The organism is Brevibacillus reuszeri (assembly GCF_002897295.1).
GTDB classification, from domain to species: Bacteria; Bacillota; Bacilli; order Brevibacillales; family Brevibacillaceae; genus Brevibacillus; species Brevibacillus reuszeri_A.
In genome coordinates this window covers 1-15,433 of the sequence record NZ_BEXF01000045.1, presented here as the reverse complement: position 1 = coordinate 15,433, position 15,433 = coordinate 1, and the positions used below count along the sequence as shown (strand labels likewise).

The window sequence follows — 15,433 nt, the reverse complement described above, 5'->3', positions numbered from 1 at the left end:
GCTTTATTGCTCTTGACCGAATTCTGCAGCAGCCTTCGCTTTTGCTTCGGCTTCTTTCAAGGCTTTCTCTTCTGCTTTTAACTCGGCTGCTGTCTTCGTTTTCGTTCCCGTTTCAGCTGCTTTTTCAGCCTGCTTGGTTTCCGTTACCGTGACGTCTCCTGCTTGGCTTGCCAGCTTGAACATCGTAGATTGTTTTACCCAGTCCGGTACCTCAGCGAAGTCTTTCGCACGTACCACCACGGCAGCTTCTTGTCCTGCCGGGTGGTCAAATTGAAGTGCTCTATTGGAGAAAATAAGCATCTTTTTCTGCCTCCTTAAATGCCGTCGCCGTAGCGAGCGCACTGAGTATAAAGAAATTTAACCTGACCAATTTGAGCTGCGTATCCAGTCAAATATGCAAAATCTTTTACGGACGATTCTGTCATAACGCGACTGAGCGGAACGGTCAGGTCAAAGTTTACACGGTCTTCGTCGTTGACGTATGCTAGCATCCGATCTGTGCCACCTGTACCTGCTCCAACGCACCAACGTGACGGCTCAATCACTAGATCGATTCCTTGGTTTTTAGCGATATTGTTATCCAGCAAGAATTGTAGGATAGAGATATTACCTGCCTCACTTACTTTCACGCCAACGAGGTATGCATATTGTTGTGGTGGAATTAGGATGTGATTCGCCATTCCAGTTAAATCGTATTCAGACTCGGCCCAGGTAGCCGTGATGATTGCATTAACATCTGTCAGAATTTCGTCTGGAGTTTTTTGGTTCCACTTGGTCTGTCCAGAGGCTCCAGCCCCCACAGCTGCTGCCGTAATGTTTGGATTATTAACAAGACCGTACACGCCTGCGCGAGGTACTCCTGTATAGACAATGTTATCAATGGACTTGTTGTAATTCAGGCGAATACCCTTGTCCAAAATGTCGTCGAGGCTTCGACCAATGTTTTGCATTTTCTGTTGATCGATGAACGGGACCTTTAAGATGTTTCCGAAATTGAACACTTGGTACACGTCTTTCGTTGCGTTAGCTTGCATGACCGGAATATCGTTGGTTGCGCCGCCGATAATGCCGTCTTCATTACCACCAGTTGTAGCGTAATCAACAAATTGATTGGATGTGAAGTCTACCCAACCACCGCCAGTTTTTGCAACAATATCCCTCATCCAAGTAACGCTGCTCAACGGCTCTAGCAGACGCTGATCGCGCTTCTCTAACTCCCCGACTAAGAATGCCATGCCGGTACCGATTGCAGCAGCGTCATTCATTCTCATAGATGGGCCAAGGCCATCAATCGTGTGGACTCTTCTTCCCATAGATGTATTCATGTACGTTTATCCCCCTCTTACGGATTGTTCCGCGACAGAATTGTGATTTCAGCAACCTTGTTTGCGTCGAGTTTTCCCGTTTTCCACTTAACCCCTGTCAGCTTGATCGTGTTTGCGCCGTCAGCTGCTGCCTCAAAACCACCAACTACACCATTAGGAATTGATGCGTTCTCTGTTATACGAAGGTACACAGCGCCCCCAGCTGTTGGCGTTCCTGCGTTACAAAGGACCGTAATTGAACCACGCTCAAGGACGTCACACGGTTGACCAGGCTTATAGGAAACTTGTTCAGAGAAGTAATCTGTACTTTGCTTTACTTCTCGTACAGCAACCCCAACGAATGCATCTGCTGTACCCTCTTCACCGAACTTCGAATAAGAATTGTTCCCGTTTAAAATGACCGCATCACCAAAGGCGATTGATTCTGTATCGGTATCTCGTACCAAGCGTGCTGTGATAATGGCATCGGCACTTCGCGAAACGGTACCGGGATATCCAAGGTTGAGAGATTTTCCAATTACTTTACCTGACATTCTTTATCCATCCTTTCTTACCGCTCAAATTAAGAACGGCTCTTGTAGTGTGGGTTATATTGCTTTGCAAGGTCCTGACCAAGACTAGCTATTTTCTGCTGACGGTCTTCTGCTTTTTTATCAGCCGTAGGTTTTCTCTGTTGAATTGCAGCATAGGTGCTTTTCCCTGACTTCTTCTTGTAAATGCTAGCAATTGCAGCATCAGTAGCTCGCTTTCGCTCTGCTACATCTGGAATAGCAGCGATAATGGGTCTAATTGCTTTCAGAGCTTCGATTTTTACCGCATTATCCGCAGTCAGCGCACTCTTTGGTCGGTCTTCCGGGTCAGAGATAGGGCCATCATCGTCCATGTTTTCCACCGGGATAGTGTGGCTCTCTTCTTCGTCGTCAGCAGCCTCAGATCCACTAGCCTTTTCGAGTTCTGCAATAGCATTGTCGATAGCATCCTCTGGATTCTCATCTTTGCTTGCGTTGCTTTGCACAAGTCCTGTAACGAGCTCGGTCAGCTTGGCTACTTGATCAGCCAGTGCAGCAACGGCAGGGTCTTGACTGTCAGCTGCTGGCGCGCTTGTTTGCTCAGGTAGTTCGTTATCCTCTGCACCCCTTTCCTCAACGAGGGCATCTACTGCCTCCTTGATTTCTTCTGGTTCAGCATCTTTTGCAAAGTGCTTCAAGCCGACTGCTGCAAGTAAATCAGTGATACGTGAACGTGATTGTGTTTTCTTTGGTAATGTGATCTTATTGGCTGTGTTTGCCATGCCTGTATCTCCTTTCGGATTTTGAGATTTTGAATCTTGTATTGCAACGCGGTCACCAGCCCTGCCGCTATGTACGACAGCGACATGATTCCCACAAATCTGTCGTTGATGGTATGTGCCATCTTCCATAGCCTCGTACACGCAATCGTAGCCGCATGAGACCTCCCGTTTACCTTCCTGTATCTCTTTGATCAGGTTGTGCTCATATACAACCAGATCAGCCAGCAGGAGGTCATCATCTGCGCCAGAACCTCGTCGCACATTCTGAATGACCCCTTTGGTGTACCGCAAAGCGTTGATGGGGGTAACTGGTTCGTTTGGATGCTCGTCCGTCAGGACTTTCCCCTCGAAACTTGCGATAGCCGCCGGGCTAAATACCTCTTCCGGGCTTCGGTACACCTTCACTAGCTCATCGTGTTTGTCTTCTGCGCCTATTTCTTTCCCCAGGTACTCATACCATCCAGTACGGGCAATCGGCACGTTGTGGCATATCAGGAAGCCTTCTGGCGTTTCCGTCATGTTTTTGCTAAACCGTGAACCGTAATATGCTCTTCTAATTGTTCTCACCCCCTCTCAGGCAATAAAAAAGAAGCCTGCTTTGCGGCTCTGCTTAAATGATCATTTCAAATTGTTTTCGCGTCATACGCTGGATACGCCCGCCATAGTACACTTTTGTAGGCCAAACTATCAAATCCAGATCAATGACAGGCTCGGCATAGCACCGGCAGTTGAAGATTTCCCCAGCATGGTAATGTCCATTTGTCCGGGTCTCACCATCCAGCTGTTCGGGACTAGGTGGATTGCTCCATTTGACTATTACACCGTCCATGATTGAATGCGAACTACGAACGCGTGAATCCTCGCTTGTCCTCCATACATACCAATCAGCTCCAACATAGTGACAGCGCGCCCGAGTCAATGCTGTAGATGTTTTGCTTACCTCTGTCCGAGCGATCAGGTTCGCCTTTGCTTGTGACGTCTCTGGAAAGAACTCCTTGATCTGCTTTGCAATCTCGCTAGACCGCGTTCCTTTCATTGCCTCGCGGAGTACGTGTTCATTGACCTGTTTGGCAATATCGAGTGGCAACGACTTGATTAGTGCTGCATTTCTCTCAGCCTGGAAGCGCAAGTCTGCACCAATCGAACCTTGCAGTTCCCTTTGTAGTGCCTGATTGATTAGGCGTCCTCTGCTATTCGTTCTAGCAGCCTGCCGCCATGTTCTCCCGGCATCGCTGAATAGGTGCGTTACCATTTTCGTGGCCTCAGCATTTGCATATTCCATAAACTTCGGGTTGTACGTGAATTTCCTGATTTGGCTAAGAATTTCGTTGACGTCTTCTAAATCGGTCAAAGACTCGCTTAAACTTTTCAAAGCCGCTTGAATCGCCTTGCGGTAAGCCTGCTCTATACGGCGTTTCGGCGCCCAAAGGGTTTTCGATTTCGTCGCCATATCCTAATTCACCACCAAACCCAAGCTCTCCCTGATGCGTACTTTTGTCTGCTTTCTCAATGTCATCGTCAGAGATATTGCTAAACATGCCAGTAGAATCGGACAGCTGCTTCAATTCCTTGAGGGCAATCTGCTGGCTGATGAGACCAGCGTTGTAAACCTCGATAATGGACTTTGTTTTCTTGTCAGCCAGCTCGGCTACTTCTTCATCATCAGGCGTCCTTATCGGATTGAATGTGTAGTCCAAATCGTCAGGGATAGCATCAAACTCAGACATACACATAATCGGTAAGAGCTTATCGAGGATCGGCCCCAGCGTGCTCTCTTGCTGCTGCTGGACCACCTCATAGTAGTTTTGCATATCGCTTTCGCCTGTCGAATTCATGCCAGCTGGTGACCTACCAAAGAGCTTGGTAACGGGAATCTGGCTTGCTCCAGAAATGTCGAGCATGAAACTTTCGTAGATGTCGTTTAACCCGGAAAAGGAATACTGATGTGTTTGAAACTCATCATTCTTCCCGATTAAATGCATTCCCATATTACTCATCAGCCAGTTTTGAGCCTGGATAGTGTTGTAGATATCCGTTTGCATACGCTGGTCTCCGATGGCAAGCATTTCACCCAAGTCCTCACTCTTCATCACCCGAAGATTCGCAAGGAAAATAAGCTGTGCAATATTCCAACTCGTATTGTCCCGTTTCTTCAACTCATCAAATACAACCTCGACTTCAGAAGCGCCCCAATACGTCTCTGCGATCTTTTCCCAATGCGGTAATTGACGACCAGAGAAGCGAAGAATGCGACTGTGATGGACCTGCATGGTTTGTCCAGCGTCCATGGTTACCTGATAGGACTCGGGAAGCCCAAACTCTACATCGTCGATATTGCTTACCAAGTCACCGTTTGGATACACACCGGACCAGCGATCAAGAATCATCAAGCCTTTAAACGATCCTGGCATGATCAAATCGAAGTCTAACGGTTGGTGCAGCATATCGTCGTGTCCATCGATCATGATCAGACCTACAGCGCCGCCGTATAAGCGTCCCCACTTGAGACCTTCCAGAATCTTTGACTTAATCCGCCGGACGCGCCACAGTTTCTCAAGCTTTCTGATTCTGTCGGGCTCCATCGTAGAAGTGATCGTGATCCAGTTACGAGTCATGTCCTCTGGGATAGCATCAATGATCTTTCGAATGATCCAGTGTTCACGGTAAAGGGTATTCAACAACTGATAGTTCTTGGATAACCGCGTTAGTGTGTAATCGGTGCCTTCCATGAGGTTTGGCGTTCCACTCCCCAGGCGGGCCAGTACATTGGAGAATGCGTCCATAGTCAGACCGGGCGGCATTTTTACAGCGGTCTTCTTGTGCTTCTGAGCTGGGGGCTGTCTTGCGTCCTTTGCAAACTTCCGTTTACGTCTACTCACTTTTCATCCTCCTTCCTTACCCTAGCAAGCGCCTAGGCTTGATGATTGTTTTCACGAAATACCTAATAGCATCCATACAGTGGTCAACTTGCTTTACTGGCTTTTCCTTGCCGCTTTGCCCTGCCTTCTCATCCCAAATGTAGCTAGCTCTTTCTTTCAAGAAGTTTGGACAATTACGGCGATGTACACGGAGATTTCGCTTAGACATCATGGTTGAGACATTGCGTATTCCGTCCTCAACGTCATTGTCAGCTTCCTTTACCCGATATCCGCGATTCCTAAGTGCTGTCTTAAAACTAGCAGCCGAAGGGTCAATAATCGAATAGAGAGGGGATTCATCCGAACCAACAAAATCATCGAAATCATCAGCGTACTGACTATCTTCCTTCTGGACACCTTTAGCTCGTCCATCGTAGTAGTATTCCTTCAAAATCCAGCAGGTCTCCCCATCATCCCAAACATCCAAGAAAACCATAGGATTGCTCGTCCCATAGTCAATAGTGATATAACGGCGGGCCAGCTGCTTGAATCCTGGTACCAGATCGTCATCGTCGAATGTGTTATCGTCATCATCCCACATGTCATAAATGATACCTTCAGCCAGCACCCACAGTCCGAGGATGTACCTCTTGAAAAAGATACCCCTATACGTACGCTTATACCGTTCTTTTGTCTTGGGTGAAAGAGACAGGTTGTCATCCATCGTAAAGTGGATGTGCACTGCATTTTTCTTCTCTAAATCGTCTAGCCACTCTAATTTAAACCAGTGAAACGGTCCAGCCGGGTTACAGTTAAACCAAAACTTCGCACCTTCAACTGAACAACGTGCAGTGGCTTGGCTTACAAAAGACTGCGGCATAAGCGCCACTTCATCGAAAAACATACCGGCAAGCGTAATACCCTGAATCAAATCCTGCGATGCTTCATCCTTACCGCCGAACAGGTAGAAATAGTTCGTTTTGCCTTTGTATGTGATCGTCAGATAGTTATCTGCTCGATGGTCTTTGCATTTGTACCCTCGTCCCTTGAGAATACGCTTCAGAGGCTGTAGAACGTTCCTGCGGAGTGCCCCAATGGTCTTGCCGGCCATACCTAAATTCTCGTCATTGAAAGTGTCCATAGCCCAAGCCACAAAGGAAAACGACATTACGACCGTTTTGCCTGCGCGAACTGAGCCATCACAAATAATGGCATCCCTATCCTTTACAGGAGAGCCGGGACGCCACCAAGTCAGGACCTTTAGCTGCTTAGTAGATAATGGTTTCCACTTGAACGAGGATGCTTTAGTTTTTTTCATCTATTTCATCACCCTTTACCTCCTTGTCGAAAATGTATATCGTATTCATTTCCAGTTCACATAATATAGATTATCGGGACCCACGATCTATGCATGAATGTGATAACAGCGCTGCTTTTGCAGTGTGTGGATAACTAACGTTTATACACCATTTATGCAAATCCAGTAACAGCGCGGTTTTTAACGATTGTCTTCGTTTATTTCCCAAGCCCTGATTGCATAAAACCTGCATAAAAATTACTCATCCTCGTCATCCCATATCTCTGGGATTTTACCGTCCAACGCCTCCATGAACCCATCATCACCTTGCTCGTCATCATCACCACGGAGTTGAGCAACTTCCAATCTTGCCTTCTCAAGCTTCAAGCGCTGCTCTTCGGTCATGAAGCCAATGTACTTTTCAAGTTTCTCCAGCGCCTTCATCTTGTCGTGTAGCTTGATGCTTACGCCGTCCTTGCCTTGTTTGACTTCGTTGATAAGTGTTCCGTCGACCTCTCCACTATCCTTGATAGCAACAAAATTCCGTTTGTAGGTCATCTGTTCGCCTGTCTTTGGATCGTTAATAGGCATGCCTTCTTCGGTGAACATAGGCACCTCTTGCTGCCCGAACTCCACATACTCAGTTATGTCAGCGAAAGCTATCTTCATGTACTCAACGATGATACGCTGAACGCCTACTCCGAGGTCATCAACCAAAGCATCTTTCTGTCGCTTGATCTCTGCCTGGATGTTAGGTTTTCTAAGGTTCTCCCATCCAATGACATGAGCTGTTTTCTTGCTGTAGCCGACAGCCATAGCAGCTCTGGTAGCGTTGAAGTCTCGAAGGTACTCCACGACAAAAAGCCTCTGCTTATCAGTCAGAGACCCATCTTCGTTATCGATTTCTGGTAGTGGATCGATATGTTCCTTTGCTTGTTTGGAACGTTCCGTATCTTTTGGAACGTTTGGAGCGTTACGTTCCGATTGATTGGAACGTTCCGTTGGTTTTGGGGAAGAATCGGGATTCTTTGGTGCAGATCTTGGAGCCTCTTTAAGGATCACCTTTCGGGGCGTGCTGCCCTCATATGGCCCTACAATACCTTTCTGCTCCATCATCTCAACTAGCCTTGCTGCACGGGAATAGCCAATTCTCAAGCGTCGTTGTAGGAGGCTGGCGGAGGCTGTCTGCGCTTCTACAACAATGCTGACAGCTTGATCATACAGCTCGTCTTCTTCTAACGCCATTTCGGGCATTTGAGTTTTACTGCTCGGTAACTCCCACTTGTCCTTATTCTTCCATCCTCGGACAGTGCCTTCCGAAATGTCGAGTTGATCCGCGATATCCTTCAGCTTGATTTCGCCATTAGCCTGCTTCCATATCTCGTAGGCTTTATCTCTGCTAGGATCTCTTGATCTTGCCACTACATAATCACCACCGCCCAATGTTATTCATTTTATTTAGTTCTGATTGAACATAGCTTGTAAGACCTCGGCTTTTCCGCACTCCAGTAAACCAATAGCCTCAGTCGTTTGCACATTGCTCCATCCTGTTTCTATCTCGTCATCTTTGGTTTTAGCGACAAAAATGACGCCTTTGATCTCACCCGATTCAATTGCTTGAAGGAGATTGGTTATCATGGCCTTGGGTGTTATCCTGCCTTCCTTCTTTGCCCTTAGCTCATCGATCTTCTCAATCATTTTTGCCACCACCATTTTTTGAGTTGTTTTGCAAAAGAAAAAGACTCCTAAGAGCCTCTTTTGATTTTTGAGTATTCTTTTTCAAGTTGATCGATATCTGATGATAGCTTTATAACACGTTCGTATAGGCTGTTTAAATAATATTTGTGTCGTTCTTTTCTTTCATCCTCATCGATATTATCAGCATGCAATAACAAGTGATCCCATTCACTTATGGTAACCAAAATATCTCTTAATGTCGCGTATACTTCATCACTTACCTGAGAACCTTTCTCCAATATTTCGTCTTTATTATTCAGCCAAATGCTTATTGCCCTACCAACGTCGTAAAAATTACCGTCTGCGTAAAATTTATTAGCTGATCGCCATGTTTGAAGTGAAATGTCTAGAACATCATCGCCTAATTTTTTCTTCTTGGGGTAAGACTTCATAAATTCTTGCTTGTGCTGATTATTCAGGGTTATTTTTACTCCTAGTAAGGTAATTGCTCCGCCGATAATTGATCCAGAAAAACCAACGAAAGCAACTACAAGGTCTTTTGCTTCTGCACCAGATACCATCATCATTTTAATTAACAGCCATGTGATTCCGATAAGAACTGGAATTAATAAAACTATTCCTATCAATTTCCCGCCTTTTGCCTTGTCCAAAAAAATCCCTCCCGTTTACATTTTGGATGTGGATGGAAGGGTTTGTCTATCCCCACTTTCTCCGGCAGGGGCCTCCGCCGCGATCCAATCCTTACACCTGCTGCGGTCACAGGTCAAAGGAGGTGGTGCAGATCATTTCCCCCTGCTTTACCGGAAAAATGACTCTGCACTCTTGGGGCAGGATTGGAGTAGTCGACATTAAGAAGTACCGAACGAGGAGCGAGGTGGACAGTACCTTTAACCTCGCGAATTAGTCCCCGTGCGCTGCTTCTTTTGTTTACGCTCCCACTTGCGCTTTTCTTTTTCTCGGTATGCCTGAACGCAATCCTCCCAGTCCACTAGAGCTCCGTCTTGAGTTGTTGGCATAGTGATCTTGACCAGAGTCATTCCCATTCGTTTCACCCCATACAAAAAGCCACCCGTTTCCGAGTGGCGATGTGTTCGACCGGATTAACTCCGATCCCTAATGCGATTGTAACACGCCTGATTTGAAGCCTGCTGAAAGTGTAAAAAGTGTCTGTTTTGTCTAAAGTGTCAACCTTTCACGCTGCTTCGTCACTGCCGTACATTAGCCACGCCATTTGAATGATGACTGACCTTTTAATATCGTAGTACCGCTGTCTGCTTACCCCAATCTGGCGGGCAATGAAATTGTTTTTCTCCCCGTCCATGATGGCGTCTAGGACAGTCTTTTCTTTTTCGTCAGTTATGCTCTCAGCTGCACGTTCAATGCGTTCTACGGCATCCTGTAGCTTCTCTAGGCGTTTCCACTTTCTTTCCCTTCTTACTACCTCAGCGTGTGTTTTATCGCCGTTCTTGCCCTTTCCCTTTGGCATGGAGGCATCAATCCCATACGCTCCGACTGTGCCTTCCCCTGCGTCTTCCAGGTATCCTTGCAGTCTATCTATTTCTCTTAACATGAAGTGGTAGTCTCTCAGCTCTTCTTCTGTTCGTTGCACCCATTCCATTGCCGGTTCCAGGTCCATGAAAGCAATCTGCCCATCGTGCTCCTTTAATCCTTGTTGGTTGACCATATGCTTGTCCCACTCCGGGCAGCATTCAATTTCACCGATGTGGAGGTTATGGACACTGCAGATTGCTTTTTGTCCCCAGCGTGTTGCAGGGCATTTCTCGCATACCTTTTCAATCAACATGCTTTTCTCTATAACTACGCTCATCTTCCGTTCCCCCTGTCCGGTTGCCCGTGGTATAATATGGTTGCCAAACACATATTCGGGCTCCCGGCTGGGGGCTTTTTCTTTTTTTCTCTTATGTTAAATAAGTCCCAACTCTTTCAGAATGTCGTGAGCTCGTTTTCCCTGGTCAGCCATTACTTTGGGTGCGCAACCGAGATGGGGTATGCTGTAATTATTCTGATCCGCGTACCAACGTAACGCTGCCTCTGCAGCCTGTGCTCGCTGAATCCAGCACGGCAGCGCTTCGCGGGCTTCCATAATAAAGGTGATATCTGCTTCTTCATAATGGGAATCGGGGTTCAGAACAATAACACCTTCCGATCTCCCCGGATGCTCTACATCTTTTCTCCAGATGACAAGTCCCTCTTCTTCATCTGCTTCGGGCTCCACTTCCCATGGTCCTGGAGTAGCTGCCTCGCACATTGCCAAGTCCACCATTGAATCACGCTTGTCCAACTCACGTCCTGCTTTCATCCCGTTCCCCTCCTATGTCGCCATGTCGCTCATGTGTTGAGCGCAGTCTTCGCATTCATATTTTTCATCCTCAAGCTTTAGGAGTCTCTTGCCATCGATAAACTTCCTGCACGCCACGCATTGCTTGCTGTCGTCATCTTCTTCAAACTGTCCGATATCTACCCCGATGCTTCCCAAGTAAACGCCACGGTCATGGTTCCAGCAGTTCTTGCACATCTTTTGTCTAGGAGCAAAGTCAAATATATGAGGGTGTACTAGCTTCCTTGCTATCTCACCGCACCAACCGCATTCCCCGCCGTTTTCGTACTCGGATTGAATTTTCTCCAGTTGCTCCGCTGTCAATTCTACGGTCCCGACTATATCCGCCTCTCCGATCTCTATCCGGTTTGGGAGGCCATCATAGGCCAGCTGGTACACTGGGTCCTCTTCATCTGCTCCCAGGTGGATATACAAGCGATCATTAACCCGCAAAAGGTTATAATTTGCCATCCCGTTCCCCCACTTTCGATTTTTCTGCCTGCTTCCGGTAAAACTCTGCGTTAACAAAGAACGTCACGTCCTTGAAGTCAAACATCCGTTCACACTGAGGGCAGCAAGGGAGCATTGTCCCTTTTTGATATGACCGTTCCAGCCGCTTGAAAATAATGGAGTGAGGCTTTTCTTTGATCCATTGTTGTCGCTGCTCGTTCAACATCCTGTGTTGATGATTTAAGTGTTCATAATGGCTCGCAAGGTTTAACATAGCCTCGAATGGATCAACGACCATTCCGCATTCGCATGTGATCTCACGATTGACTGTATCAACCGAATATTTCGGACGTTCACATACGCATTTACGAGGCTTGTTACGCTCTACTCGGAGAAAATCTAGTTGGATCAGCTTGTCCGATTCCATCCCGTTCCCCTCCCCAATTCCACAGTCCTTGCTGGCCTTTTGCTGGCACCGGATCGATCCGCTTTACATCCGTCATCTCCCAGGCATAACGACCCTCGGCAAAATACCCAAACGCGATTTCTGGCTTCCAGATAAACTTGACCTTAGTAAAGTCGTACTCACTATTTGGGCACCTTACAATGTGAATTCCGTTGTCTATCGTGTTATAGATCGTATAGCTACCTGTTAGCTGTGCTATCGCCACGACTGCCCCCGTTGGTAGGTTTTCCGCCGTGTATCCATGCTTAGCAAGCACGCTGCGGAAAGGCTCCTGCTGGCAAATCTCCTTGTCCACTTTCTTGGCTGCATGTATCGCAATTTCCCCGCGGTGGTTGGTCGGCCAGCCTCGTGTTTCGAATCGTTTTACTCCGAGGGCTATCAACGTCGCCCACGGCTGGTGTATGGTAATGGCTTTCAAATGTGTTCCCTCCCTAGGTACAAACGTAATGATATGTTAAGCACCTTTGCCTATCTTGGTCAGGTCTTTGGCAAACTTTTGAGCGTCCATTTCAACAGTCGCGGAACGCTGTATCCAAAACTTGCTTCGTTTCAAGAACTCACCCTTTAACCCGTAGACTGTTCCAACGTGGTAAACATAGTTGTTATTGTTGTCAGTCCCTTGAATCATCGTTTTAGCATGCACTTTGAATTGTTCGCGTAGCCTAATGACTAACTTGTCCCATTCCTTTTCAGCAAATGACGTTGTTTGATGCTTATACCAATGCATCGCCCCATAGTCCGTATTGTCGTCAGGATCAGATGTGCAAACCTCGCCATGCTCACGTTCGAGGTGTTGTTCATACGTCAGCAACACCTCTTCGATAATCTCAACACAATAAAAATATTCACGTTCGATTGGTCTGTAGAAATTCATATTTTCATCCCCCTGCTACTCTTCTTCGTCACACAAGGTATAGTGCTCGAAAAAATCATCTGCATCATCGAACTCTTCTAAGCATTTCGGGCAAATGTGCATCAGATTTCCCCTACTCCTTTACAAATCGATTGTTTTGATAAATTACTGATTGTAATCAAATCCGCAATGACCCAATTCTTTCAGCATTTCCTGAATGTTTTTCCGGGCATGAGCAAGCGCGTTTGCTCCACTTGTAGTTTTGACGTTTTGTGAATCTTCCAGCAGTTCTTTGTATTTCTTTTCAAGTTCTTCAATTGACCACATGTTTTTCACCATCCCATTTAACAAATCGTGTGATGTGTGCCCACTGGCACAAAACTTTTTAAAAAATCGTTTTTAGAAGTGTTGACTTTAACATACAACACCTGTATGATAAAGACATACAAAAAAAGCGCGGACATAACATCCAACAAGCCGGAAAAACCGGATGAGGTCAAAAGGAGCACTTTAAAATGAACATCCAATCCCTCCAAGAAATCGTTAAAGAAGGCGTTGTAATCAGCGAACAAAACGGTGTAATCTACGCAGACTTTGTTGAAGATAACGGCGACGAGTTTAGACTCACTCAATCCGCAAATATCGAAGACGTCCAAGATTATCTCAAAGACCACGGGTTGATCGCCGAATGATTCAGAATCGTACTTGTCGCGAGTGTAGCTGCTCTTTCGAGGGCGGCCCTCGCGCTTACTACTGCCTCGTCTGTCGAGCAGAAAGGCAAAGGAAGGCCAGTAGAGACTCCAAAGCTCGGTCAAGGAAAGGGCTTACCCGTAAACTCGGCAGCATCGACAAATGCGAGCGTTGCGGCAAAGACTACGAGATTGCTGGCCCACTACAACGCTTTTGCCCAGACTGTCAGCCCGTACACACTCTGGAGTATGACCGCGAAACCGCTCTGCGTTACTATCACGTACAAAAAGACCGGATAAACCCACCTCGCAAGATAAAAAGGCGGAAAACAAGCGATGTTTGTCTTTGGTGCGGTAACCGGTTCGATCCGGTGAATGGAAGGACCACTTGTTCCGATGACTGCAAAAGACTACTTCGTAATAAGCGAGTACGTGACTACTCTCAACGACTTAAAGAAGGCGGTGAACAAAGTGACAGACAATAAGGAGACCATTCCGCCGCTTGCTGGATACGCGGAAGCCGCTGAAATTCTTGAATGGGATAAACGTAAAATTGGTACATATATGAAACGTGCGGAAGAGAAAAATTGGCCGAATAGCATGTTCCCCGAACCTATCCAAAGGCTAGCAAGTGGTCCGATTTGGACAAGGAAACAAATCGAGGAATACCGGGACGCTCGTAAATGAGCGTCTTTTTTGACCTCTCAATTACCGTAGTGTTAAGTACCTGACTAAAATGCGAGTCCAGTTTGGATTTCACCCCAATTGATCAGTCTATGGTCTTTTGGGATATGCTTATACAAGTCGTGTTCGCTCACCGCGCTGACTTCTATCGCTTTAACTCTTCCAGTAGCTTGACAAGCATATTGAATCCAAAATCTTCTCATTCTGGTTGCCTCCCTAACTATTTTGTTAAACGCTGAATATTGTCGATACCATACTGCCAACCACTGACATCAGTTAATTGGTAACGATTATGAACATATTGGATATCAGCAACTACACCCTGATAGCCCGTTGATTTTACTTCCACTTTGTCTCCACGTTGGATTTTTTGGGCTGCTGCTTGCTCATTCGTCATCATCCTCCGATTCTGTAATAAGTCACCCGAGAACTTTTCGGGTATTAAGATTAATTACTAATAAATTTGTATAGTTCTCGCCATGCTTCATCTTCCGTTTCTGCGTCGACTAAAACCTTAACCTTTTCGCGATGAATGGGATTAAAGAGAAACCCACTATCATTCTTTTCCATTTTCCATAGTAATTTGAAATGATTTAGCATTTGAACACCTCGCTATTCACATTACACATTGTGATAAGTATTATGGATTCAAACTAACTGGCCACAAACTCTACATTCTTCATGATCTGGCTGCATGACCGCTTCTCCAGGAATATATGACCAAATTTCTTCTTTGATAGGATGGTGACATCTCATTTTGAACGCTTCGAATCTGGCTGCTCTTTGTTCTAATTTGTATTTGCACCTTGCACAACGTGTTTTCTCGAAGGTAAAAAGCTCCCCATCTTCTTCTACAACAGTGCGTTTCTGATAATAAACGTCACCCTTTTGGAATGAGCAAAAGCAGTTATCGCATATTCGTTTCAACCTTCTTATTGCAACCTTGCGCTTCACCTCATTTCCCCTCCATCCACATCGATTTTTAATCCACTTTTTCAAAGCTGACAGACTCTGAGTAATAACCGTTCGATGTCCCGTACCAACGAATCGTAATTCCGCCCTTCACAGTCGCAAACTTATAAAACGTCCAAGTAAAGCTTTCGTCCCATGTGTTCAGCGGCTCGCGCTCTTCGCTCACTTCCTCGGCTAGTAATAGCGGTGACCCGATTAAATTGTTTAAGTCGCCACAAATGTCCTCAATGTACACGGACTCGCAGCAGTCTTGGTAATGATGCATACGGTAAACCTCGCCGTCTTCTGTATAAAAGAGCAACTCATCTGCACTACTGTCGTCAACTTTCGTTAAGACCTTATCCTTCAACACACTAACATCAAGCATTAATGAGCAGCCCCTTTCTTATCTCCCTGAGCATTTTGTTAAGCATCAAACACAATCAACTGCCCCTTATTGGGTGCATAATAGGACTCTCTTTCAATGCCATTCACATCGTCTTTATATGCCTGCTGCAATACCGATGAAATGA

At 46.2% G+C, this 15,433-nt stretch carries 23 protein-coding genes; 2 read left to right on the top strand and 21 right to left on the bottom strand.

Going from position 1 to position 15,433, the window contains the following annotated elements:
- Positions 1 to 3: 3 nt before the first annotated feature.
- From C3B52_RS33885 to C3B52_RS37045, 18 genes are all read right to left on the bottom strand, one after another.
- Positions 4 to 300: a hypothetical protein gene (locus C3B52_RS33885; RefSeq protein ID WP_103110742.1), complete on the bottom strand. Its 297-nt coding sequence runs from the start codon at positions 298 to 300 to the stop codon at positions 4 to 6.
- A 14-nt stretch (positions 301 to 314) separates the two neighbouring features.
- Positions 315 to 1,325, bottom strand: a complete 1,011-nt coding sequence (locus tag C3B52_RS33880; RefSeq protein ID WP_103110741.1) for a DUF2184 domain-containing protein — start codon at positions 1,323 to 1,325, stop codon at positions 315 to 317.
- A gap of 17 nt (positions 1,326 to 1,342) precedes the next feature.
- On the bottom strand, positions 1,343 to 1,858 hold the full coding sequence (locus tag C3B52_RS33875) for a structural cement protein Gp24 (RefSeq protein ID WP_103110740.1): 516 nt from the start codon (positions 1,856 to 1,858) through the stop codon (positions 1,343 to 1,345).
- A gap of 29 nt (positions 1,859 to 1,887) precedes the next feature.
- The gene (locus C3B52_RS33870; protein ID WP_103110739.1) at positions 1,888 to 3,135 is read right to left on the bottom strand and encodes a DUF2213 domain-containing protein; all 1,248 of its coding nucleotides are present in this window, start codon (positions 3,133 to 3,135) and stop codon (positions 1,888 to 1,890) included.
- Between the two features lie 91 nt (positions 3,136 to 3,226).
- A complete protein-coding gene (locus C3B52_RS33865; protein WP_201264981.1) occupies positions 3,227 to 3,898 on the bottom strand; it encodes a phage head morphogenesis protein in 672 nt (223 codons plus the stop codon).
- A 34-nt stretch (positions 3,899 to 3,932) separates the two neighbouring features.
- Positions 3,933 to 5,495 (bottom strand): phage portal protein, encoded by a 1,563-nt coding sequence (locus C3B52_RS33860; protein ID WP_201264980.1) that lies wholly within the window; start codon positions 5,493 to 5,495, stop codon positions 3,933 to 3,935.
- A 16-nt stretch (positions 5,496 to 5,511) separates the two neighbouring features.
- Entirely contained in the window at positions 5,512 to 6,792 is a 1,281-nt protein-coding gene (locus C3B52_RS33855) for a PBSX family phage terminase large subunit (RefSeq protein WP_103110737.1), read from the bottom strand.
- Positions 6,793 to 7,029: 237 nt separating this feature from the next.
- Positions 7,030 to 8,193 (bottom strand): terminase small subunit, encoded by a 1,164-nt coding sequence (locus tag C3B52_RS37630; RefSeq protein ID WP_103110736.1) that lies wholly within the window; start codon positions 8,191 to 8,193, stop codon positions 7,030 to 7,032.
- Positions 8,194 to 8,229: 36 nt separating this feature from the next.
- A complete protein-coding gene (locus C3B52_RS33845) occupies positions 8,230 to 8,469 on the bottom strand; it encodes a hypothetical protein (RefSeq protein ID WP_164685056.1) in 240 nt (79 codons plus the stop codon).
- A 47-nt stretch (positions 8,470 to 8,516) separates the two neighbouring features.
- Positions 8,517 to 9,119 carry a hypothetical protein gene (locus C3B52_RS33840; RefSeq protein WP_103110734.1) on the bottom strand — a complete coding sequence of 201 codons (603 nt, stop codon included), beginning with the start codon at positions 9,117 to 9,119 and terminating at the stop codon, positions 8,517 to 8,519.
- Positions 9,120 to 9,356: 237 nt separating this feature from the next.
- Positions 9,357 to 9,506: a hypothetical protein gene (locus C3B52_RS37050; protein ID WP_164685055.1), complete on the bottom strand. Its 150-nt coding sequence runs from the start codon at positions 9,504 to 9,506 to the stop codon at positions 9,357 to 9,359.
- 155 nt (positions 9,507 to 9,661) lie between these two features.
- Positions 9,662 to 10,297, bottom strand: coding sequence for a hypothetical protein (locus tag C3B52_RS33835; RefSeq protein WP_103110733.1), 636 nt, complete (start codon positions 10,295 to 10,297; stop codon positions 9,662 to 9,664).
- A gap of 96 nt (positions 10,298 to 10,393) precedes the next feature.
- Entirely contained in the window at positions 10,394 to 10,789 is a 396-nt protein-coding gene (locus tag C3B52_RS33830) for a hypothetical protein (RefSeq protein ID WP_103110732.1), read from the bottom strand.
- A 12-nt stretch (positions 10,790 to 10,801) separates the two neighbouring features.
- Positions 10,802 to 11,278, bottom strand: a complete 477-nt coding sequence (locus tag C3B52_RS37175) for a hypothetical protein (RefSeq protein WP_201264979.1) — start codon at positions 11,276 to 11,278, stop codon at positions 10,802 to 10,804.
- On the bottom strand, positions 11,265 to 11,684 hold the full coding sequence (locus C3B52_RS33820; protein ID WP_103110731.1) for a hypothetical protein: 420 nt from the start codon (positions 11,682 to 11,684) through the stop codon (positions 11,265 to 11,267). The genes C3B52_RS37175 and C3B52_RS33820 overlap by 14 nt, the downstream gene beginning before the upstream one ends.
- Positions 11,635 to 12,141, bottom strand: coding sequence for an ASCH domain-containing protein (locus C3B52_RS33815; protein WP_103110730.1), 507 nt, complete (start codon positions 12,139 to 12,141; stop codon positions 11,635 to 11,637). Before C3B52_RS33815 ends, C3B52_RS33820 begins: the two co-directional genes overlap by 50 nt.
- A 36-nt stretch (positions 12,142 to 12,177) precedes the next feature.
- Positions 12,178 to 12,597, bottom strand: coding sequence for a hypothetical protein (locus C3B52_RS33810; protein WP_103110729.1), 420 nt, complete (start codon positions 12,595 to 12,597; stop codon positions 12,178 to 12,180).
- A 144-nt stretch (positions 12,598 to 12,741) separates the two neighbouring features.
- Entirely contained in the window at positions 12,742 to 12,903 is a 162-nt protein-coding gene (locus C3B52_RS37045; protein ID WP_164685054.1) for a hypothetical protein, read from the bottom strand.
- 188 nt (positions 12,904 to 13,091) lie between these two features.
- Here C3B52_RS37045 and C3B52_RS37040 point away from each other — a divergent pair, with 188 nt between their 5' ends.
- A complete protein-coding gene (locus C3B52_RS37040) occupies positions 13,092 to 13,268 on the top strand; it encodes a hypothetical protein (protein ID WP_164685053.1) in 177 nt (58 codons plus the stop codon).
- Between the two features lie 393 nt (positions 13,269 to 13,661).
- Positions 13,662 to 13,952, top strand: a complete 291-nt coding sequence (locus C3B52_RS33805; RefSeq protein WP_103110728.1) for a hypothetical protein — start codon at positions 13,662 to 13,664, stop codon at positions 13,950 to 13,952.
- Between the two features lie 217 nt (positions 13,953 to 14,169).
- Here the strand turns inward: C3B52_RS33805 and C3B52_RS37035 are convergent, their stop codons facing one another.
- From C3B52_RS37035 to C3B52_RS33795, 3 genes are all read right to left on the bottom strand, one after another.
- A complete protein-coding gene (locus C3B52_RS37035; RefSeq protein ID WP_164685052.1) occupies positions 14,170 to 14,346 on the bottom strand; it encodes a hypothetical protein in 177 nt (58 codons plus the stop codon).
- A 251-nt stretch (positions 14,347 to 14,597) separates the two neighbouring features.
- Entirely contained in the window at positions 14,598 to 14,903 is a 306-nt protein-coding gene (locus C3B52_RS33800) for a hypothetical protein (protein WP_103110727.1), read from the bottom strand.
- Between the two features lie 28 nt (positions 14,904 to 14,931).
- Positions 14,932 to 15,273 (bottom strand): DUF7448 domain-containing protein, encoded by a 342-nt coding sequence (locus C3B52_RS33795; protein ID WP_235615948.1) that lies wholly within the window; start codon positions 15,271 to 15,273, stop codon positions 14,932 to 14,934.
- Positions 15,274 to 15,433 lie beyond the last annotated feature (160 nt).